We start from the raw sequence: 19763 nt of genomic DNA, 5'->3' as shown, positions 1-19763 counted from the left end.
GCCTCAGTCGATCTGGACGCCGCTGATCAGGACTCGCGTGCCGCTGTCGGGGGAGTCACCGTTCTCCCGTGTCCCGCCGGGGTCGGTGATCTCGACCTCCCAGCCGTGGGCCTTGGCGATCTGTTCGACGATCGCCAGCCCGAAGCCGCTGCCTTCTTCGGCGGTGGAGTAGCCCGACTCGAACACCTTCTCCTGTTCGTCCTCGGGAATCCCCGGACCGTCGTCCTCGACGTACAGGCCGACGATGCTGGCGTCGTCGTCGGTGTCGGCGGCCGCCGTGGTCCCGACCGTGACCGTCACGTCGGTGTCGGCGTGGTGGGTCGAGTTGTGAAAGAGATTTTCGAGGAGTTGCTGGAGGCGGCTCTCGTCTGCCCGGATCGTGGGCGTGTCGGCGAGTTCGAGCGTGGCGTCGTCGCCGCCGGCCATCTCCCAGGCGGCCCGGACGGTGGCTTCGAGGTCGATAGGTTCGGTCTCGGCCACGCGCTGGCCCTGCTGGGCCATCGTGAGCATATCGCTGATGATGACGTCCATCCGGTCCAGGGCGCGCCCGAGGCGGTCGAGGTGTTCGGGCACGTCCTCGCGACGGTCGGGGTCCTCGAAGTCCTCCGTCGCCAGGTCGAGGGTCGTCTTGGCCACGTTCAGCGGGTTCTTCAGGTCGTGGGAGACGACGCTGCGGATCACCTCCAGTTGGTCGTTCTGCCGTTTCAGCTCCTGCTCGTGCTCCCGGAGTTCCGTGATCTCGCGGCTGTTGACGACGAATCCCTGCACGTCGGGGTCGTCCAGCAGGTTGCGACCCCGGGATTCGAGGACCGGCCAGGAGCCGTCGGGGTGTTTGAACCGGAACTCGACGGTCGGTTGCTTGTCGGGGTCTTTGACCGTCTCGAAGAACTTCTCCATGGCCTCGTCGCGGTCCTCGGGGTGGGCGTAGTCGAAGATGTACTCGCCGACCATCTCGGCGGGTTCGTAGCCGAGGATGTGTTCCGCCGAGGGCGAGAGATACTCGAAGCGGGCGTCCGGGCTGATGATCGAGATGACGTCCGTCGAGTGTTCGATGAGTTTGCTGAACCGCTTCTGGGTCTGCTCGACGGCCTTCTTCGCGCGGTACTGATCGACGAGGTTGACGATGCGGTTTGCCAGCACCGTGTACTGGCCCTCGTCGGGTTCCTTCTGGAGGTAGTCGGTGACGCCGGCCGAGATCGCCTTGCTCGCGATCTCCTCGCCGCCCTTGCCGGTAAACAGGATGAAGGGGAGGTCGGGATACTCCTTCCGGACGGCCTCCAGAAACTCCAGCCCGTCGGTCCGTGGCATCTCGTAGTCGCTGACGATACAGCCCACGTCGGCCTCCTGGAGGTACTCCAGGCCCTCCTCGGCGCTCGTCCGGGTGGTCACGTCGATGTCCCGGCGTTCGAGCATCGTCTTCGACAGCGACAGCATGTCGGGGTCGTCGTCGACGTGGAGGATCGACACCTGTCCGTCGCTCCCCTCGCCGGTTCCGTCGCTGGTGATCGCGGCGTCGGCCAGTGGCCCGGGTGAGAGCCCGGTCGAAGTATCGTCAGTCATGCGCCTCCAGTATCGCCTCGAAGTACGGTACCATCACGTCCATCGCCTGCTGCCAGTGCCGATCCGTGTGCATATCGTGGAGTTCGACGGCCAGTGCGTACCGGGCGGCTTCCGGCCCGAACCCGGACTGCCCGTAGCGCGGTTTGTGCGGGTACTCCTCGTCGTTCATCGCCGCGCGGAGTTCGATCACCTGCGCCCGCTGGATCGGCGTCCAGTAGTCCCGGCCGGTCTTGTGATTGCGCCAGGCCGTCGTCGACAGTTCGGCGTAGCGGGGGTTCATGCCGACGATAGAGGCGCGTTCGCGGAACTTCTCGCGGACGGGTTCCCAGTCGGCGTCCGCGAGGTCGTCGTCGTCGATCTCGCCGTCGGCCATGTGGTCGACCTCCACGTCGTCTTTGGCCCACAGCGCCTCGACGTAGGCTGTCGCCGCGTGCGTGGCGGTCTCGGCGTCGACGTGTTGAAACTGGAGCGCGTCGACGGTCCCGAACGCCTCGATGGCCTCGTCGCGCTGTTTCCGGTCGTGAGCCTGGAACCCCAGACAGACCTGTTCGGCCATGTGTTGGGCCGTCTCCCGCTCGGTCCAGTCCCGGTTCTCGGGCTCACGCATCGGTTCTCACTCCGGATTCCCCCACCGTCCGTGACGGGTAGCGACGGCGTTTGGCCGTCGGGCGGAAAGAGTATCCGACGGCGTCGACGACCGACAGCCCGACGGATACGCCCGTCGCTCCCGATTTCCGGACATTGGTGTACGAGTACCTCGTAGCTCCAACCATTAATATCTCGGCGTGTTTCGAGATTCGATTCGCCGGACTGTCTGCCTGACCGACAGGCTACCGCCCGTCGGCGTCGTCGCCACGGAGCGTCATGCAGACGCTCTCCAGATGGGCGATCAACTCGTCGTCGGGCCCGGTCACGTCACACTCGACCAGCCCGACCGTCCGGCCGTCGTGGGTGATCGTCGCCTCCGCGGTCAGGCGCTGGTCCCACACCGGCCGCAGGAACTTCACGTCGAGTTCCAGCGTCGTGAACGACTCGTCGGGCCCGAGCGTACTCCCGTAGGCGTACCCCATCGCGGCGTCCCCCAGGTCACAGAGGACGCCGCCGTGGAGCGTCCCCATCGGGTTGGCGTGTTCCGGTCCGGGCTGGAGCGACAGGACTGCTCGTCCCGGCTCCGCGTCGTCGAGTTCGAACCCCAGCAGTTGCCCGATCGGCGGGCCGAAGTCGGCCAGCGCCGCCATCGTCGCGGCCTGCCCCTCACCCATCGGTGGCTCGCCACCCTCGTCGGTGAACTGGGCGATGGAGCGCTGTAACTCGGCGTGATCGGCCGCCAGCGTCTCTAACGTCTCGGCCACGGCCTCGTCGTCGCCGCCCAGTCGCTCGTACACGTCGCCCGGCAGGGCGACCGTCGTCTCTCGGCGTTCGTCTGCCATACCGTCCGGTTCACACCAGGGGATAGTAAGCGTATGTTCGTGCATACGCAAATTTTCCCTAAGCAGCAGAAACAGCCGGTAGAGCTATCCGATTCGAGTTCGAGTAGTTCCGTATGCGCGAATACGTCCTCACGGCGGCGTACGAGCCGGGGGCCGACGCCCTGGCGGACGTGTTCATCGACCACCCGGATCTGCTGGGGACGGCACTGACCGTCACGGTCTCCAGCGCCGGGGTCTGGCGGGTCGACCGGCTGGTCGGGCCGCCCGACGCGCTGGACGCGGTGGAAGCGGTCTACACCGATCACGCCGTCTGCAACGAGTGCCTCGGCGAACACGAGGCCTGCACCGTCACCGCCGAGTACGAGGTCGTCCGGGAAGGGCCGGAGAGCCGCGTGATCTACGGCTACTCCGACGGCGGGCGGTACTGCCACTCGGTCCCGTTCCACGCCGGGCGGGCCTTCGGGGACGGCGTGTCGTTCGACGCTCGTCGCCGGGGCAACGTCTACGAGTGGCGCGTACTGGTGCCGGGCGACCCGCCCATCGGCGACCTGTTCGACGGCCTCCGGGACGGCCTGCCCGAGGGAATCACCCTCTCGCTGTCGCAGGTCGGCACCCCCTCGTCGTGGGGGACGCCCACGGCGTCGCTGTCGGATCTGGCCCCCGAACAGCGCCGCGCACTCGAAACCGCGGTGGCGATGGGCTACTACGAGACGCCGCGGGCCGCCGACCTCGGCGACGTGGCCGAGGAACTCGGGCTGGCCAAGTCCACGCTCCGGTACCGGCTCCGCCGGGCCGAGGCCTGGCTGACCGAGACGGTCGTCGCGGATCACGACCTGCTGGGGGCCGGCAGTGCGACCGCCGTGGACTGACCCCGAGACCGGATCGCTTCACTTCCGCCCCGGTACGCGAACGCTTAACCGGCGGTAGCGGGTATCCCGGACAATGGCAGCGACCGACGAGGTCGGACACGTCGAGCATCCCATGCTGACCGAGGGACTGCTGGAGGACCGGCAGTATCAGGTCACGCTCGCCGACGCCGCCGCCGCGGACCACACGCTGGTCTGTCTCCCGACGGGGCTGGGCAAGACGACGGTGAGCCTGCTGGTCACCGCCGACCGCCTGCACGAGGTCGGCGGGAAGGCGCTCTTTCTCGCGCCGACGAAACCCCTCGTGACCCAGCACGCCGAGTTCTACCGCGAGGCCCTCCAGATTCCCGACGACGAGATCGTCGTCTTCACCGGCGAAGTCAGGCCCGACGACCGCTCGGACCTGTGGGACGACGCCCGCGTCGTCATCGCCACCCCGCAGGTCGTCGAGAACGATCTGGTGGGGAATCGCATCTCCCTGTCCGACGTGACCCACCTGACCTTCGACGAGTGTCACCGCGCCAGCGGCGACTACGCCTACAACTACATCGCCGAGCGCTACCACGACGACGCCGAGGAGCCGCTGGTGACGGCGATGAGCGCCTCCCCCGGCGGCGACGAGGAGGCCATCCTCCAGGTCTGTGAGAACCTCGGCCTCCGGGAAGTCGAGGTGATGACCGAGGACGACGCGGACGTGGCCGAGTACACCCACGACACGGACCTCACCTGGGAACGCGTCGAGTTGCCCGACGAGGTCATCGAGATCCGGGACGCCCTGAACGACGTGATCTCGGATCGGCTCGGCAAGCTCAAAGAGCTGGGCGTCACGAACAAGACCAGCCCGGACCTCTCGGAGAAAGAGCTGGTCCGCATCCAGGGGAAACTCAGGGAGCTGATGAACAACGACCAGTCGGAGGGATACGAGGGGATGAGCCTCCACGCCGAGATCCGGAAGCTCAACACCGCGGTCAACTACGTCGAGACCCAGAGCGTGGAGTCCCTTCGCAGGTACTTCGAGCGGTTGAAACAGGCCGCCCGCGCCTCCGGGGCCTCCAAGGCCGACCAGCGGCTGGTGTCCGATCCGAAAGTCCGCGAGGCCATGCGGCGGGCCGAGGACTACGACGACCTCCACCCCAAGTTCAGACAGGCCCGCATCCTCCTGGCCCAGACGCTCGGGCTCGACGGCGGCGAACGCGTCATCGTCTTCACCGAATCGCGGGACACCGCCGAGACGCTCGTCGAGTTCCTCGGCGATCACTTCGAGACCCGGAAGTTCGTCGGGCAGAGCGACACCGAAGGGAGCGAGGGGATGACCCAGAACGAGCAACAGGAGACGCTGGACGCCTTCCGGGCCGGCGAGTTCGAGGTGCTGGTCTCGACCTCGGTCGCCGAGGAGGGCCTGGACGTGCCCGAGGTCGACCTCGTCCTCTTTTACGAACCCGTCCCCACCGCGATCCGGTCGATCCAGCGGAAGGGGCGGACCGGCCGCCAGACCGAGGGTCAGGTGGTCGTCCTGCTGGCCGAGGACACCCGCGACGAGGCCTACTTCTGGAAGTCCCGCAACGACGAGAAACGCATGGAACAGGAGTTGCGCGACCTCAAGTCGGTCGCCGGGGAGATCGAGTCCGAACTCCACGGGACGAAACTCGACGACTACGCCGACGGGGACGGCAGTGGGGGATCGGATGACACGTCCGCCGGTGGAGACGAAACCGGGGGGTCGAGCGACGAGGGCGACGACGGGAGTGATCGGACGACGGCGGGCCAGACGAGCGGCCAGTCGGGACTCTCGGCCTTCGCGGCCGACGGCACGGATCGGTCGGTCGGTGGAGACGAAACCGAGGGGTCGAACGCGAGCGTGGGCGGCGAAGGGTCGGCCAGTGGAGACGAAACGGAGGGGTCCGGGAGCAGTGGCGGTGACGGTGACGACGGGGCGGACGACAGCGACGATCCGGCGGGCGTCGTCGCGGAGGCCGCCCCGGACGGCGAGACGGTCGAGATCGTGGCCGACCAGCGGGAACTCGACTCGACCATCGCGCGGGACCTCTCGACGCGGGACGGGATCGAGACGCGCCTGGAGACGCTGGCGGTCGGCGACTACATCCTCTCGGACCGGGTCGTCGTCGAGCGAAAAACCGTCGGGGACTTCCTGGACACGCTCACCGGCGGGGACCGGTCGATGTTCGAGCAGGTCGGCGACGCCACCCGCCACTACGCCCGCCCGGTCGTGATCGTCGAGGGCGAGGACCTCTACGGCGAGCGCAACGTCCACCCCAACGCGATCCGGGGGGCGCTGTCCTCGCTGGTCGTGGACTTCGGCGCGAGCGTCCTCCGGACCGACGACGAGGACGACACCGCCGACCTCATGGAAGTGATCGCCACCCGCGAGCAGGAACAGGAGGACCGGGAGATCAGCGTCCACGGCGAGAAACAGTCGAAGACGCTGTCGGAACAGCAGGAGTACGTCGTCGCCTCCATCGCGGAGGTCGGGCCGGTCACCGCCCGCGCGCTCCTCGAACACTTCGGGAGCGTCGAAGGCGTGATGATCGCCAACGAAGACGACCTCCAGAAGGTCGAAGGCGTCGGTGCGGTGACCGCCGAGCGCATCCGGGAGATCGTCGGGAGCGACTACGAGCGCTGAGTTATCGATCCGCGCGTTTGACCGCCGCGAGCGCGTCGGCGGCCTCCTCGACGGCCGCGAGATAGGCCCGGGTCCGTTCGAGGTCGTCGCTGGCCGCGGCCTGCCGGGTCAGGCTGACGATGGTCCCTTCGAGTGACTCGCGTGCGCCCGCGAGTGCGCTCGACCCGTCCCCGCCGGCCGGTGCCGGGTTCGGCGCGGTTGCCTGCGCGGCGCTCTCGGACTGGCCCTCCGTTTCGACTGCGTCGGCGACCGACGGGTCCATGCTCGACGTCCAGTCGGCGGGCTGGTTCGACGCGTCGGTGGTCTCCGTGTGGCCGGCCAGGTCGGGCGTGGCGCTGGTCCCGGCGTCGGCCCGTCCGTTCCCGGAGGGCTGGGAGGGCTGGGCGTCGCTAGCGGTGGCTGCCTCCTCGGGCGCACTGGGCTGGTCGCCGGTCGTCCCGGCGGTCGCTCCGTCGGCGGACTGCGTGTCGGTGGGCTGGTCCGTCTCGGCCGGCTGGTCGTCGGCCGCCTGGTCGGCGTCGCCCTGCCCGTCGTCGGCCTCGCTGACGACCTCCTGGCAGGTCGAACAGAACTCCTGGCCCTCGTAGCGGAAGATGGGGTCGCCACAGGTGCCACAGTGGGCGTTGGTCATCGTCGCGCCCTTCAGGAGGAGGTCGCTCATGCGCTCGGTCGCCTCGCGGTCGTCCTCGTCGTCCCCGTACTTCTCGCGCAACTTCTCGCGTTCGGCTTCCTTGTCGAAGTCGCTCATACACGGGTAGAGACGGCCAGGCGGAAAATGGCTTGCGGGGTCGGTCGGGGGCGCGAGCGGTCGGCCGGGCGGTCACCCCGTCGGCGGTGTGGACGAGCGGGCGGCGTCGGTTCCGGTGGCCTCCGCGGCCGGGGCGTCGTCACCGCCGTCGGCCCGGGGGAGCGAGAGGGTGACGAACGACCCTTCGCCGTCGGCGTCGATGGACACGTCCCCGCCCGAGGCGGTGACGTGCCAGTAGACCAGCCAGAGACCCAGCCCCTGACTGTGTTTGAGCTGGGTCTCGGTCCCGGAGACGAACACGTCCTGTTCGAGTTCCGGGATGCCCGAGCCGTTGTCGGCGACCGTGAGCCGGACCTGCTCGGCGTCAACCTCGACGGCCACGCCCACGACGGGGTGGTCGGCGTCGTTGTGTTCGATGGCGTTGTCGAGCAGGTTCTCGACGGCGACCGCGAGCGGTTCCTCGCCAGCGGCGAGGGCACTGGCCGACGGCGGCGCGTCGAATCGCCAGGCGACGTTCGGGTGAGTCCCGCGGTAGCGGCCCAGCGCCCGTTCGACGACGGCGACCACGTCGACCGGTTCGCGAGCGAGTTCGCCGTACCTGGTGTGTTGGATCATCTCGCGGGCCTTCTCGCTGACGTCCATGATGTCGTGGACGGTCTCGCGGATGATCTCGACGGCCTCCAGTTCGTCGTCGACGGTCGCCGCCAGCTCGTCGGCCCGCCCGAGGATCACCGTCATGTCGTTGCGGAGGTTGTGCCGGAGGACGCGGTTGGCGACCTCCAGACGCTGTTCGTAGGCGCGGCGTTCGGTCACGTCCCGGAGGACGACGCCCCGTCCGGTGAGCCGGTCGTGGTGATCGTAGAAGGGGGTGACGTGGCAGTCGTATGTGCGGTCGGTGCCGTCGATGGTCGCGGTGACAGTCTCGCCGTCCAGCCCCGCCAGATCGGTCTCGGGGAAGACCGTCGCGACCTGGGACCCCTCGGTCGGCGTCGGGTCGAACACCTTCCGGGCGACCGCGTTGACCTCGACGATCTCGCCGACCCCGTCGACGACGATCAGCCCGTCACCCATCCGCTGGAACGCCTGCTCGCGGGCCACCGGCGACCGGTCGAGCAGGTCGAAGTGGAAGATCGAGAGCCCGAACGCGAGGGCCGCGATGGACAGTGCGAACGGGGTCAGATCGAGGTCGGTGATCGGCCCCGCCCGGAGCGTGAACAGGACGTGGGTCAGCATCGACGGGAGACCGCCGAGGATGAGCAGGCCGATCTGCCGCCGGTACATCGTCGACGCCCGGACGAACTCCCGGAGCAACATGACGAGCCCGATCCCGACGACGAGGTAGCCGTAGGTGATGTGGACGTGATAGAGCGGGCCGAGCGAGAGGTCCAGCACCGGCCCCCAGCCGGTCGCCGTCAGCCCGGCGTGGGTCCACGCGAGCGCGTGGTAGCCGTTCGTGAGCGCGATCACCGCGAACGCGGCAGGCTCGACGGCCAGAACCGCGACGCGTCGGCGCGTCAGCCAGCGGTCCGCGCCGATAAATCGCAGGGAAAACAGGAACCACAGCGTCGGAACCGTCCCGCCGAACGCGAGCGCGACCCGCTGCCAGGGAATCTGGCCGGCCGGGGTCGTGTACCCCAGCTGGATCGCGTACGTGAGCGCCCACCCGGACGCGGCGGCCAGGAGGCCGACGAACGCCGGTCCGTGCGGGTCCGAGCGCGCGTCCCAGACGAACCAGACGGTCCCGGCCGTCACCGACGCGGCCACGAGCCCACAGACCGTGTAGAGCGAGAGGGTCCAGGTCATCGTCACGTCGTCGCGGACCACCACGCCGGCGCGACTCGACCCGAAACGCCCCCACGTGGCACACGACTGAGTAGGTTCCTCTCTCTGCAGGATCGAGTTAAGTGTGACTCCCAGTTATCACGTCTGAGTCCGAGGGACGGTCGCCACGGGACGCGTGGCGACAGTTCGTCTCTCGACACGCACCTCGTGTTCCAGTGGAGTCGTTCCGGAATCGGTTCCGATAGCGACGGACGATGACGGGGGCCGTTCGGCGAGTGGGTCGGCGACGGGGAGCGGATCAAAAAGAAGACTTTAATTCGCCGGGGCTGGGACTTCCAGCCGATATGACGAAAGTTAGCATAGTGGGCGCGGCGGGCACCGTCGGTGCCGCAGCGGGGTACAACATCGCCCTGCGCGACATCGCGGACGAACTCGTCTACGTCGACATCCCGGACCAGGAGGACGTAACCATCGGGCAGGCAGCCGACACGAACCACGGGGTCGCCTACGACTCCAACACGACGATCCGGCAGGGCACCTACGAGGAGACGGCGGGCTCCGACGTGGTCGTCATCACCGCGGGGCTGCCCCGGTCGCCGGGCCAGACGCGCATCGACCTGGCCGACGACAACGCCCCGATCATGGACGACATCATCAGCCAGCTCGAGGAACACACCGACGACTTCGTCTCGATCACCACCTCGAACCCGGTCGACCTGCTCAACCGCCACCAGTACGAGGTCGGCGACCGCGACCGTCACAAGGTGATCGGCTTCGGCGGCCGCCTCGACTCCGCGCGGTTCCGCTACGTCCTCTCGGAGCGCTTCGACGAACCCGTCCAGAACGTCGAGGCCACGATCCTCGGCGAACACGGCGACGCACAGGTCCCCGTGTTCTCGAAGGTCCGGGTCAACGGCACCGACCCCGAGTTCTCCGACGACGAACAGGAGACGATCCTCGAAGAACTCCAGGAGAGTGCCATGGACGTCATCGAGCGCAAGGGCGCGACCGAGTGGGGCCCCGCCACGGGCGTCGCCCACATGGTCGAGGCCGTCGTCAACGACACGGGCGAGGTCCTGCCCGCCTCGATCAAGCTCGACGGCGAGTACGGCTACGACGACGTGGGACTGGGCGTCCCCGTCAAGCTCGGCGCGAACGGCGTCGAGGAGGTCGTCGACTGGGACCTCACCGCCGACGAAGAGGAACTGCTCGACGAAGCGGCCGACAAGCTCTCCGAGCAGTACGAGAAGATCTCCTGATCGGCCGACTGCGGCCCGAAATTCGCGTTTCTTTGTCGACGGTACCGTCCGACGGCCAGCCCGACGGCCCCTCAGTTGTCGCCGCGCGGACCCGGTTCGTCACGGTACCACGTCGCCGGACCGCTCACTTCGCGCCCCGCGAAAGTCGGTTCTGAAACCCGTTCCCCGACATCCTCTCCCACGAGGGCGGCCCACTCGTCGACGTGGGAGTCGTCTCGGTGTCGCATGGTCCTCAGAGGAGTGCATATTCGGCCATTTATATAACGATTATGTCAACACATCGATAGTCGAGCGGAGCCGCCGGGTCAGTCGTCGCCGCTACGTGGATAGTCCTCGTCGTAGGAGGGGACGTAGGATCGGCCGACGAGACTGCCGAACAACCACTCGCGGAGCGAGAGCATCCGTTTGGTCCCGCCCTTGCGCGCGGCTTCGACCCGGCGCTCGGTCGTCTGGAAGTAGTTGACGACCGTCACGAGCAAGACACCGCCCAGCGTGTTGCCCAGGAGAACCGGGAGGACGAACCCGGTGAGGCTCGACACCACGGCGACCTGGCCGGTGTAGACCAGAAACATCGTCTCGGTGAAGGAGACGACGACGTGGAACAGGTTGGCGTAGGGGATGACCAGGAACGCCATGTAGATCAGGACGAGCCGTGAGATCGTGTCCCGGGCGGAGTAGTCGAGCCAGACGACGCCGGCGACGACCAGCCCCGCGAACCCGGCCTTGAAGAACAGGTCCCAGAACGGCGTCTCGATCCCTTTCATCGCCAGAGTCGTCGCCGCGGCGGTCGCAGGGTCGGACAGGACACCGGTGTACGCGAGGACGAGCGCGCCGAGCGCACCGCCCGCGAAGTTGCCGATCAACACGAGCGTCCAGGTGCGAAAGAGCGCCGGGAAACTCGCCAGCCGTTCGAGGACCAGCGCGACCGGCGGGAGCGTGTTCTCGGTGTACAGCTGGTACCGGCCGAGGATGATGTAGACGAACCCGATGGGGTACAGCAACGCACTCAGGATCGGATCGCCGCCGGTGCTGGCCGTCAGCGAGGCGTACACCAGGTACGTGATGGTGATGGCGAACCCGGCGGCCAGCCCGCTGAAGAACAGCTCGCGGACCCCGGTTCCCATCTCCTCGTCGGCGGCGACGAGGATGCGCTGGAACACCTCGTCCGTGTCGAAGCGATCACGAACCACCGCGCCGGCCGCGGGTGCGCCGTGGCGGGAGCGTTCGACGGCCTCGCGAACGGATTCGTTGGATTCCGGGTCCGCGTCGCGGCCGGTGTCGCCTGCGCCGGCGTTCGGATCGCGATCAGTCACCGGTCGTTCACCCCCAGTTTCACGGCCAGCCGGTAGAGGACGACTATCGCACCACCGAACACGATCAGTTCGATCACGTACAGCTCGATCAGTTCGAGCGTCGAGAGTTCGGCCAGTAGTACCGCTTCGCTGAACTGGAGGAACGCGAGCGCGAGACCGATAAACAGTGCCGGGAGAAACAGGAACAACAGCCCGAGAGCGATGGTCGGTAGCCTGTCCGCTTTGGATGTGGTCATCGGGCCCGCAGTTACAGCGGCCGAGTCAAAAAACCCAGCTACACAGCCTGGACCAGCCGGATAGCCGAGACCCGTGTCGAGCGCGGCCGCTCAGTCGTGCCAGTTCTCGGGTACCTGGATCGTGTACCGGCCGTCCTCCTGGAGTGCGATGATGTACTCCTCGCGGTCGTACAGTTCCATGAGGTTGAGTTCGTACTGGCCGGGGCTCAGGACCTTGATGCTCTCGAACTGGTCGTTGAGTTCCTCGCGGAGTTCGCTGAGGTCCGGGCGGTCCTCGCTCGGTTCCTCGGCGACGCGAGCGCCGGCATCGCCCGTCGGATCGGATGCGTCGCTCCGGTCGGGCGTGTCGGGTTCGGCGTTCCCGGTCGCCGACGTGTCGTCGTGTACGGGCGTCTCGGTGCCCGTGGGTGGGTCACTGCCCGCCGGGATCTCGTCGGGACTGACGACTTCGCTCCGCGCGTCGGCCTGTGCCGCGTCCTCGCGGGACGCCGGGGTATCGGTCGGCGTTCGGTCCGGGGCCGGGGCCGGCTCCGAGGGAATGGAGTCGGCCGGCGCGGGGTCCCGGCCCGACGGCTCGTCGTCGGGTGTGCCTGCGGACTGTGACCCCGAACTGCCGACCAGGTCGCGAACCGTCGCGGCCGCGTTCCCGACGGTGCGGGCCACGGAGCTGTCGGGCGTCGGTGGATCGGGTGGCTCGGCCGACGGCTCGGGTTCCTCGGGCACGTCCTCGGTCGAGGCGTGGAACTGGAACTTGTTCCCGCCACAGTCCGGACAGCCCGACAGCATCTCCTTGGAGCCGTCGTCGAACACCTGGCCGCAGCTCGTACACTGATGGGGCATTATTTCCGTGAGACCAGGGCGCTGATCAGCGTCTCGTCCTTGTGAAGCGTCTCGATCTGGTTCGCCGGCCCGATGACGGTCAGCTTCTTCGTCTCGTTGTTGCCCATCAGGCGATTGAGCAGGCCCGAGTCCGTACTGCCGGACTGGGGGTAGGTCTCGATCTCGATCCCGTTGAACTCGTCGGGACTGATCTCGGTCATCGTGACCTCGATGAGTCGGGACTCCTCGTCGGGCGAGAGCCCCTCCTCGAGGATGACGATGTTGCCCTCGTGGACGCCGTCGAGGATCATCCGGATCTTCTCCATGGAGGTCATGTTCTCCATGCGCTCGCCGCTGATGAGGTCGATCTGCACGCCGTCGTCGCCGTCGTCTGCCTTTTTCACTTCCGGCATGCGATCACCCGAAGTACTCCGCGATCTTGTCGTAGACCTCGTCCATGTTGTCGCCTTCCAGCGCCGACAGTGGCAGCGTCTCGTGCTGTGGGAAGGCGTTCTCGATGCGGCGGACGTTCGAGTCCTCGAGGTCGGTCTTGTTCGCGAGGATCAGGACGGGGAGGTCCTGACTCTCGATGATGCCGACCAGCATCGTGTTCACCTGCGTGAACGGGTCCTCCGTCGAGTCCAGCACGTAGAGGACACCGTCGACGTCCTCACGCAGCCAGTGCATGGCCTCGGCGACGCCTTCGGTGGCCTCGCGGGAGCGACGCACGGCGTCGTCTTTCTCCATGTCGTGTTCGAGGAACTCGGTGTAGTCGACTTTCGTCGTGACACCGGGCGTGTCGACCACGTCGATGGTGACCGACTTGCCGTTGCGCTCGATCTCGACGTTCTCCTTCCTGCGTGCGCGGCGTGTTTCGTGTGGAATGTGACTCTCCGGGCCGATTGCGTCACCTGTCCAGTCGCGAGCGATGCGGTTCGCCAGCGTCGTCTTCCCGGCGTTTGGTGGACCGTAGATACCGATTCGCTTCGGGTCCTGCGCCGAGAACAACGACGAAATACTGTCTCGGATGTCCGTGATCAGTCCCATCCTGGGCCTCCCGCTCTCTCCGTGAGAGAGCTTCTGCGGGTACTTCCCGACCGAATTTACTTAAGTGTACGTCAGACATACATAAATATTCCGATACTATTCAGCGGGAGTGGTTCCGGCCCGTTCGGGAGTGTCCGGACGAAACAGGGAGACGGGATGGGGACGAGGTGAACGAAGACGAGAGAGGCACGAGGTGAACGAGGACGAGAGAGGCACGAGTGAGTGAAGACGGGAGGTGGTAGGACTGAGATGGGTGAGTCCAGCCGGGACGACCGGCCCCGGTGAGAGTTCGGATCGACGGGGGGTGGCGGACCCGAAACGATACGGGGTGGTGTCGGCGGGAGCGAATACCACGACAGTCGGCACCACGATTCGGACGAGAATCGGGACGGAACCAGTCGGGACGTGAGCCCCCCACCCCCTCGTTTCAGGTGGAACGGCGAGAACGGGAGGGAGGGGGTGAGAGACGGATTGCGGTCGGGAACGCGGGACACTGCACGGGAGCGCGCCTCTAGCCCTAGTTTCCGCTAGTCTAGCCGTTTTCCCTAGCACTAGCCACACAACATACTAGCTCCACTAGAAGAAAGGGTGTTTCGAAGTTCTACGGGTTTGGTTTATGGAGTGGTAACTTAACCGTTTCCCTCTCTAGAGAGGGGGGACCCCCCACCCCTTCCCGCACCGTTCCACCCGAAACGAAGGGGTGGGGGGGTCACCACCTCCCCATCCTTTCCTGTCGAACCGCCCTTCCATCTCCATCGTCCCCGTCGGTTTCCGGATCGCGGTACCGTTCGATCCACGTCCCGGCCGGGGTTCGTCTCCAACCAGCGGTCCGACGGGCGGTCTCCCGGTGGACTCTCCACAGCCGGACGTTTCCCGTCGAAGCGCCCTTCTCCTCCGCCGACGAACCCCCTCCCTTCGTGTCCGGACCGCGTCGAATCCTGATCCCATCGTTTTGACCACAGTTTAGCTGTCATTCGTTAACGTACCGCACTGGCCGTTCTCGACCGACGCACGCGTGCCCACGATGGTCGACGCTGACGACCGAGCCGGGATCGTTCGGCTCACGCTGGGTATCGTCACGGTTCGGGTGGCCAGCACGACCGCGGTCGGACTGGCTCACCTCGCTTCACCCGAAACACAGGTGTTCATCCGACTCCGTTGCACCCGCGTCGCTCCCGCCAGGCGTCGAGACCGGCGACTATCCGGTCTGATACCGCCTGCAATCGGCCCATACTGTCCCCGCCCGACCCCTCAACAATCGAAATATTTAATAGGTCGTCAACCACGGGTTCTTGTGGTTCAACTGGACGTCCCCGAAGCACCCGATTTCCACGGAGAACGGATCTTCGACGACTCGCGGGCTGTTTCTGGGACGCGAGGTGTCTCTCTCCACCCGAAACAGAGGGGTACGTTTATGACAGGAAGCGGGAACGAATCCGACGGACCGGACACGGGAGCGGGGAAGCCAGACGGGCGGGACGGGCCCGGTGAGCAGGCACCGCTCGACGATACGGCCGGCGAGGGCCGACCCAGCGTCGACGTGGCGGCGGCCGACGCCGACTCGTCGCTGGACGACGTGGTGCTCGACGACGTCGAGGAGGACGACGACCTCGACGAGGCCTCGCGCGGGCTGTTCGACGACCTGCTCAGCGGCGCGCCCATCTTCGAGAACAAGGAGGTGTTGCGCCCGTCGTACACACCGCGGGAGCTTCCCCACCGACAGGAACAGATCAACAACATGGCGACGATCCTCGTCTCCGCACTGCGCGGGGATACGCCGTCGAACATCCTCATCTACGGGAAGACCGGGACGGGCAAGACCGCGAGCGCGAAGTTCGTCAGCGAGGAGCTCGAAACCACCTCACAGAAGTACGAGGTCCCCTGTGAGGTCCAGTACATCAACTGCGAGGTCACCGACACCCAGTACCGGGTCCTCGCACAGCTGGCCAACAAGTTCATCGACAAGAACCGCGAGGTGATCGACGACCGCATCGCCGAACTGGAGAGCCTCCGGGACCGGGCCGAAGACGACGCTTCCGTCCTGGAATCGACCGACGGGAGTGCACTCGAAACCGGGGTGTCGGTGGGGTCCGGCCCCGGCATCGACGAGGTCGACACCCTCGAGGAACTGGACGCCCTGATCGAGGATCTGGACGAGGACCGCGCGGAGTTCGAGGAGGTCCCGATGACGGGGTGGCCGACCGACCGCGTGTACAACAGTTTCTTCGAGGCCGTCGACTACCACGAGCGCGTGGTCGTCATCATGCTCGACGAGATCGACAAACTCGTCGAGAAGAGCGGCGACGACACCCTCTACAACCTCTCCCGGATGAACTCCGAACTCGACAACTCCCGGGTGTCGATCATGGGCATCAGCAACGACCTGAAGTTCACCGACTTCCTCGACCCCCGCGTCAAGTCGAGCCTCGGCGAGGAGGAGATCGTCTTCCCGCCCTACGACGCCAACCAGCTCCGGGACATCCTCCAGCACCGCGCCGACGACGCCTTCGAGGAGGGTGCGCTGTCCGACGACGTGATCCCGCTGTGTGCGGCCTTCGCCGCACAGGAACACGGGGACGCCCGCCGCGCGCTCGACCTCCTGCGGACCGCGGGCGAACTCGCCGAGCGCGGCCAGACCGAACGCGTCGAGGAGGACCACGTCCGGCGCGCTCAGGAGAAGATCGAACTGGATCGGGTGGTCGAGGTCGTCCGGACCCTGCCCACGCAGTCGAAACTGGTCCTGTTCGCGATCATCCTGCTTGAGAAGAACGGCGTCCACAACATCAACACCGGCGAGGTGTACAACATCTACAAGCGCCTCTGTGAGGAGATCGACGCCGACACGCTCACCCAGCGCCGCGTGACGGACCTCATCTCGGAACTGGACATGCTGGGCATCGTCAACGCCGTCGTGGTCTCGAAGGGGCGGTACGGCCGCACGAAAGAGATCAGCCTCTCGGTGCCCATCGACGAGACCGAAGCGGTCCTGCTGAGCGATTCACGACTGGGCGACATCGAGGACGTGCAGCCGTTCGTGCAGGCGCGGTTCGACAACTGAGCGACGGACACGGCGCCGGGCAACCGAGCGGCGAAAATCGGAATTCTCAGGTCGACGCCGCGACGGCGTCGGCGGTCCCGACCGGACTCGTCTGGAAGTTGAGGCGGAGCCAGCCCAGCCCGGGCATCCGGAACTCCGCGGTGCCGATCACCCATTCCGGCCTGACGGGCTTGGAGACGCCCTGTACCTGGTCGTACTTCTTGTTCGACGCGGGGTTGTCCCCGCGGGTGATGAACGCGTCGTGTTTCGCGGGGCAGTATCTGAGGTCTTCACAGGAGTCGGCGTCTTTCGGGAGGTGTTCGGCCTCGGCCTTGTCGTACCAGTTCTCGCCCTCCTCGACGAAGAACTGGGCCCGGTGTATCACCGGTGTCGCCTGGCTGTCGCCGTTGGGTTCGTAGACGATCACGTCACCGGGTCTGTTGAACTTCCGGAAGTCGGTCTCGTTGGTGCTGTAGACGGTGGCGACGCCGGTGCCGTCGATGGCGTTGTCGCTGGGGAACCGTTCCTCCTCCATGACGAACACGAGGTCCCCGACGCCGATGTTCGGTTGCATGCTCCCACTCTCGATGGCGACCATCGGCGGCCAGACGCCGCTGATGGCGAACAGCAGGACGCCGATCCCGACGACGGCCAGCACGCTCGTGGCGAAATCGTCGAGGAACGACCCGGCGCGCTCGTCGGTGTCCGGGGGATTCGGCCCCCGCCGGCCCCCCTCGTCGCTACGCTCGGTCATTGCTACCCGGTTGTGCCGAACCACGCTTCAACTTTCTGCCTCTCGATGATTGCCGGCGGGTTTCGGGTCCGATACGCTTTAGCTTCGCCACCCGTTCTGTGGATTCGTGCCGCTGGAGACGCCTGCCCGCATCGTCAGCGTCCTCGCGACGCGCGGGTACAACGCCGACCGCGAGGCCGTGACCCTCCTCGCCAACGCCGACGATCCAGCCCGCGCCATCGAGCGCGCACTCGAGGCCGCGCCCGACGACGCGATCAAGCTCTCGGCCGATCACGTCGAATCGGTGCTGGCCGAATCCGACGGCCGCCCGGACCCCTCGACCGCCGCAACGGAAACGACGGACTCGGATTCGGGAAGCCCCACGAACCCCACCGAACCGGGGGCAACGACGGCCGACACCACGGACCCCGACCCCTCCGTTTCGAGTGGAACGAACCCCACCACGTCTTCCGAATCCGGGTCCGCTGTTCCACCTGAAACAGAGGGGTCTTCGGACGCGGTGGGGGCGGCCGAATCGGCCGCCGCCACGGCGACCGACCGCCGGACGACGACCGGGTCAGTCGCGACCGGCGAGCGGTCCATCGACACCGACCTGCACGACGTGGAGATCGAGGGAGACATGACCGGCCAGTCGACCGGGACCGGCGAGTACAGCGACTTCGTGGCCGTGTTCCGGGACCGCTACGAACGGCTCAGCCGGCAGTTGCGCGGTCGCATCAACCACCGCCCGACGAACACGCTCTCGTCGATGGCCGGCGGGAGCGAGGCGGCCATCGTGGGGATGGTCTCGGACATCCGCTCGACGGCCAGCGGACACTGGCTGATCGAACTCGAAGACACGAACGGGGTCTACCCCTGTCTCGTGATGAAAGACCGGGACACCGCCGAGCAGGTCGACGAGTTGCTCCACGACGAGGTGATCGCCGTCGAAGGGACCCTCTCCGACGACAACAGCGACGGCGACGGCATCCTGTTCGTCGACGACCTCTACTTCCCGGAGATTCCCCGCACCCACCAGCCCTCGACGGCCGACCGCGAGGTCAGCGCCGCCCTCGTTAGCGACGTACACGTGGGCAGTCAGGAGTTCATGGCCGACGCCTGGACGCGCTTCGCCGACTGGCTCCACACCGAGGAGGCCGAGCGAGTCGAGTACCTGCTGATCGCGGGCGACATGGTCGAGGGCGTCGGCGTCTATCCCGACCAGGACGAGGAACTGGACATCGTCGACATCTACGACCAGTACCGGGAGTTCTCGGAGTTTCTGAAGGAGGTCCCCGGCGACATGGAGATCGTCATGATTCCGGGCAACCACGACGCCGTCCGCCTCGCGGAGCCACAGCCGGGCTTCGACGAGGAACTCCGGGACATCATGTCGGCCCACGACTGCCGTATCACCTCCAACCCCTCGACGGTGACCGTCGAAGGCGTCTCGGTCCTCATGTACCACGGCGTCTCGCTGGACGAGGTGATCGCCGAGTTGCCCGACGAGAAGGCCAACTACGACGAACCCCACAAGGCGATGTACCAGTTGCTGAAGAAACGTCACGTCGCGCCCCAGTTCGGCGGGCACACCCGGCTGGCCCCCGAGGAGCGGGACTATCTGGTGATCGAGGAGACGCCCGACGTGTTCCACGCCGGCCACGTCCACAAGTTCGGCTACGGCAAGTACCACAACGTCCTCACGATCAACTCGGGGTGCTGGCAGGCCCAGACCGCGTTCCAGGAGAGCGTCAACATCGACCCCGACTGTGCGATGGCCCCCATCGTCGATCTCGACACGCTCGACCTGACCATCCGGAAATTCGCCTGAGAACCGCCTGTTCGGTCCCGGTCACCCGTCCAGGCGGTACTTCACGGTCGGTGTCCCCTCGAAAAGGGGGCCAGCGCCCACGCGAGTGAAGCCGGCGTCGTCGGCGGCCGACTGGACAACGTCGTCGGGTTCGGGGACGAGCAACTCGACGGCCATGCCTTCGCCGCGGGCGAACCGGACGGGTTCTTCGAGCAGGCGGTCACAGACCGCGGGCTCGCCCTCCAGTTGCGTGACGTGGACGGTCTGGGCGCGGGCGTCGTAGCTGACGAAGCCGACGATGTCGCCGTCCCGTTCGGCCACCCGGACCGTCCGGTCGTGGACGAGGTTGCGCATCACGTCGGTCGGGGCGTCGGTCAGCTCCGACAGCCGCCCGGCGTCGGCCTCCACGGCGTCACGGACGTCCATGTTCGTGCATGGCGCTCTCCGGGGAAAATAGTTGCTCCGCCCCGGCCGTCGAAACC

General features: G+C 66.8%; 16 protein-coding genes and 1 pseudogene. 5 read left to right on the top strand and 12 right to left on the bottom strand.

Translation table 11 applies throughout. The annotated features are described in order from the left end of the window. Positions 1–3: 3 nt before the first annotated feature. The 3 genes from ACOZ4N_RS14640 to ACOZ4N_RS14630 form a co-directional block, all read right to left on the bottom strand. The gene (locus tag ACOZ4N_RS14640; protein ID WP_424017103.1) at positions 4–1560 is read right to left on the bottom strand and encodes a response regulator; all 1557 of its coding nucleotides are present in this window, start codon (positions 1558–1560) and stop codon (positions 4–6) included. Beyond that, positions 1553–2167, bottom strand: coding sequence for a hypothetical protein (locus ACOZ4N_RS14635; RefSeq protein ID WP_424017102.1), 615 nt, complete (start codon positions 2165–2167; stop codon positions 1553–1555). The genes ACOZ4N_RS14640 and ACOZ4N_RS14635 overlap by 8 nt, the downstream gene beginning before the upstream one ends. A 223-nt stretch (positions 2168–2390) precedes the next feature. Beyond that, complete coding sequence (locus tag ACOZ4N_RS14630; RefSeq protein ID WP_424017101.1) at positions 2391–2990, bottom strand: PaaI family thioesterase; 600 nt, start codon at positions 2988–2990, stop codon at positions 2391–2393. A gap of 113 nt (positions 2991–3103) precedes the next feature. Between ACOZ4N_RS14630 and ACOZ4N_RS14625 the strand changes: the two genes are divergently transcribed. Together ACOZ4N_RS14625 and ACOZ4N_RS14620 are read left to right on the top strand one after the other, a co-directional pair. Beyond that, positions 3104–3859, top strand: a complete 756-nt coding sequence (locus ACOZ4N_RS14625) for a helix-turn-helix domain-containing protein (protein ID WP_424017100.1) — start codon at positions 3104–3106, stop codon at positions 3857–3859. A gap of 73 nt (positions 3860–3932) precedes the next feature. Beyond that, entirely contained in the window at positions 3933–6497 is a 2565-nt protein-coding gene (locus tag ACOZ4N_RS14620) for a DEAD/DEAH box helicase (RefSeq protein ID WP_424017099.1), read from the top strand. Position 6498: 1 nt separating this feature from the next. Here ACOZ4N_RS14620 and ACOZ4N_RS14615 read toward each other — a convergent pair whose 3' ends face one another. Both ACOZ4N_RS14615 and ACOZ4N_RS14610 read right to left on the bottom strand, forming a co-directional pair. After that, entirely contained in the window at positions 6499–7245 is a 747-nt protein-coding gene (locus ACOZ4N_RS14615) for an Sjogren's syndrome/scleroderma autoantigen 1 family protein (RefSeq protein ID WP_424017098.1), read from the bottom strand. Between the two features lie 72 nt (positions 7246–7317). Then, positions 7318–9072: a histidine kinase N-terminal 7TM domain-containing protein gene (locus tag ACOZ4N_RS14610; protein ID WP_424017097.1), complete on the bottom strand. Its 1755-nt coding sequence runs from the start codon at positions 9070–9072 to the stop codon at positions 7318–7320. 299 nt (positions 9073–9371) lie between these two features. On the opposite strand from ACOZ4N_RS14610, the gene mdh reads away from it, so the two are divergent. After that, positions 9372–10286, top strand: a complete 915-nt coding sequence (gene mdh / locus ACOZ4N_RS14605) for a malate dehydrogenase (RefSeq protein ID WP_424017096.1) — start codon at positions 9372–9374, stop codon at positions 10284–10286. Between the two features lie 317 nt (positions 10287–10603). On the opposite strand, the pseudogene ACOZ4N_RS14600 reads toward mdh, so the two are convergent. The 5 genes and pseudogenes from ACOZ4N_RS14600 to ACOZ4N_RS14580 all read right to left on the bottom strand — a co-directional run. Further along, positions 10604–11599 (bottom strand): annotated as a pseudogene (locus ACOZ4N_RS14600) (formate/nitrite transporter family protein); the annotation flags it as partial. Beyond that, on the bottom strand, positions 11596–11835 hold the full coding sequence (locus ACOZ4N_RS14595) for a hypothetical protein (protein ID WP_424017095.1): 240 nt from the start codon (positions 11833–11835) through the stop codon (positions 11596–11598). The gene ACOZ4N_RS14595 and the pseudogene ACOZ4N_RS14600, both read right to left, overlap by 4 nt. Positions 11836–11925: 90 nt before the next feature. Next, complete coding sequence (locus ACOZ4N_RS14590; protein WP_424017094.1) at positions 11926–12675, bottom strand: OapC/ArvC family zinc-ribbon domain-containing protein; 750 nt, start codon at positions 12673–12675, stop codon at positions 11926–11928. Beyond that, positions 12675–13067 carry a DUF2073 domain-containing protein gene (locus tag ACOZ4N_RS14585; RefSeq protein ID WP_077206245.1) on the bottom strand — a complete coding sequence of 131 codons (393 nt, stop codon included), beginning with the start codon at positions 13065–13067 and terminating at the stop codon, positions 12675–12677. Before ACOZ4N_RS14585 ends, ACOZ4N_RS14590 begins: the two co-directional genes overlap by 1 nt. Positions 13068–13071: 4 nt before the next feature. Beyond that, a complete protein-coding gene (locus ACOZ4N_RS14580) occupies positions 13072–13701 on the bottom strand; it encodes an Era-like GTP-binding protein (protein WP_092663780.1) in 630 nt (209 codons plus the stop codon). A 1414-nt stretch (positions 13702–15115) separates the two neighbouring features. On the opposite strand from ACOZ4N_RS14580, the gene ACOZ4N_RS14575 reads away from it, so the two are divergent. Further along, positions 15116–16759, top strand: coding sequence for a Cdc6/Cdc18 family protein (locus ACOZ4N_RS14575; RefSeq protein ID WP_424017093.1), 1644 nt, complete (start codon positions 15116–15118; stop codon positions 16757–16759). 46 nt (positions 16760–16805) lie between these two features. On the opposite strand, the gene ACOZ4N_RS14570 is transcribed toward ACOZ4N_RS14575, so the two are convergent. Beyond that, complete coding sequence (locus tag ACOZ4N_RS14570) at positions 16806–17492, bottom strand: S26 family signal peptidase (RefSeq protein ID WP_424017092.1); 687 nt, start codon at positions 17490–17492, stop codon at positions 16806–16808. Between the two features lie 106 nt (positions 17493–17598). Between ACOZ4N_RS14570 and ACOZ4N_RS14565 the strand changes: the two genes are divergently transcribed. Further along, a complete protein-coding gene (locus ACOZ4N_RS14565) occupies positions 17599–19302 on the top strand; it encodes a DNA-directed DNA polymerase II small subunit (RefSeq protein WP_424017091.1) in 1704 nt (567 codons plus the stop codon). A gap of 21 nt (positions 19303–19323) precedes the next feature. Here the strand turns inward: ACOZ4N_RS14565 and ACOZ4N_RS14560 are convergent, their stop codons facing one another. Next, positions 19324–19707, bottom strand: coding sequence for a hypothetical protein (locus ACOZ4N_RS14560; RefSeq protein ID WP_424017090.1), 384 nt, complete (start codon positions 19705–19707; stop codon positions 19324–19326). Positions 19708–19763 lie beyond the last annotated feature (56 nt).

This window comes from Halorientalis pallida (genome assembly GCF_049605515.1).
Taxonomy (GTDB): Archaea; Halobacteriota; Halobacteria; order Halobacteriales; family Haloarculaceae; genus Halorientalis; species Halorientalis pallida_A.
The sequence above is the reverse complement of the archived record's forward strand: the minus strand, read 5'-3'. Positions and strand labels throughout refer to the sequence as shown.

Coding starts and splice junctions, on each gene's coding strand:
- ACOZ4N_RS14585 (WP_077206245.1), bottom strand. CDS start 13,067: ATGCCGGAAGTGAAAAAGGCAGACGACGGCGACGACGGCGTGCAGATC.
- ACOZ4N_RS14620 (WP_424017099.1), top strand. CDS start 3,933: ATGGCAGCGACCGACGAGGTCGGACACGTCGAGCATCCCATGCTGACC.
- ACOZ4N_RS14625 (WP_424017100.1), top strand. CDS start 3,104: ATGCGCGAATACGTCCTCACGGCGGCGTACGAGCCGGGGGCCGACGCC.
- ACOZ4N_RS14640 (WP_424017103.1), bottom strand. CDS start 1,560: ATGACTGACGATACTTCGACCGGGCTCTCACCCGGGCCACTGGCCGAC.
- mdh (WP_424017096.1), top strand. CDS start 9,372: ATGACGAAAGTTAGCATAGTGGGCGCGGCGGGCACCGTCGGTGCCGCA.
- ACOZ4N_RS14560 (WP_424017090.1), bottom strand. CDS start 19,707: ATGGACGTCCGTGACGCCGTGGAGGCCGACGCCGGGCGGCTGTCGGAG.
- ACOZ4N_RS14595 (WP_424017095.1), bottom strand. CDS start 11,835: ATGACCACATCCAAAGCGGACAGGCTACCGACCATCGCTCTCGGGCTG.
- ACOZ4N_RS14590 (WP_424017094.1), bottom strand. CDS start 12,675: ATGCCCCATCAGTGTACGAGCTGCGGCCAGGTGTTCGACGACGGCTCC.
- ACOZ4N_RS14615 (WP_424017098.1), bottom strand. CDS start 7,245: ATGAGCGACTTCGACAAGGAAGCCGAACGCGAGAAGTTGCGCGAGAAG.
- ACOZ4N_RS14575 (WP_424017093.1), top strand. CDS start 15,116: ATGACAGGAAGCGGGAACGAATCCGACGGACCGGACACGGGAGCGGGG.
- ACOZ4N_RS14580 (WP_092663780.1), bottom strand. CDS start 13,701: ATGGGACTGATCACGGACATCCGAGACAGTATTTCGTCGTTGTTCTCG.
- ACOZ4N_RS14630 (WP_424017101.1), bottom strand. CDS start 2,990: ATGGCAGACGAACGCCGAGAGACGACGGTCGCCCTGCCGGGCGACGTG.
- ACOZ4N_RS14570 (WP_424017092.1), bottom strand. CDS start 17,492: ATGACCGAGCGTAGCGACGAGGGGGGCCGGCGGGGGCCGAATCCCCCG.
- ACOZ4N_RS14635 (WP_424017102.1), bottom strand. CDS start 2,167: ATGCGTGAGCCCGAGAACCGGGACTGGACCGAGCGGGAGACGGCCCAA.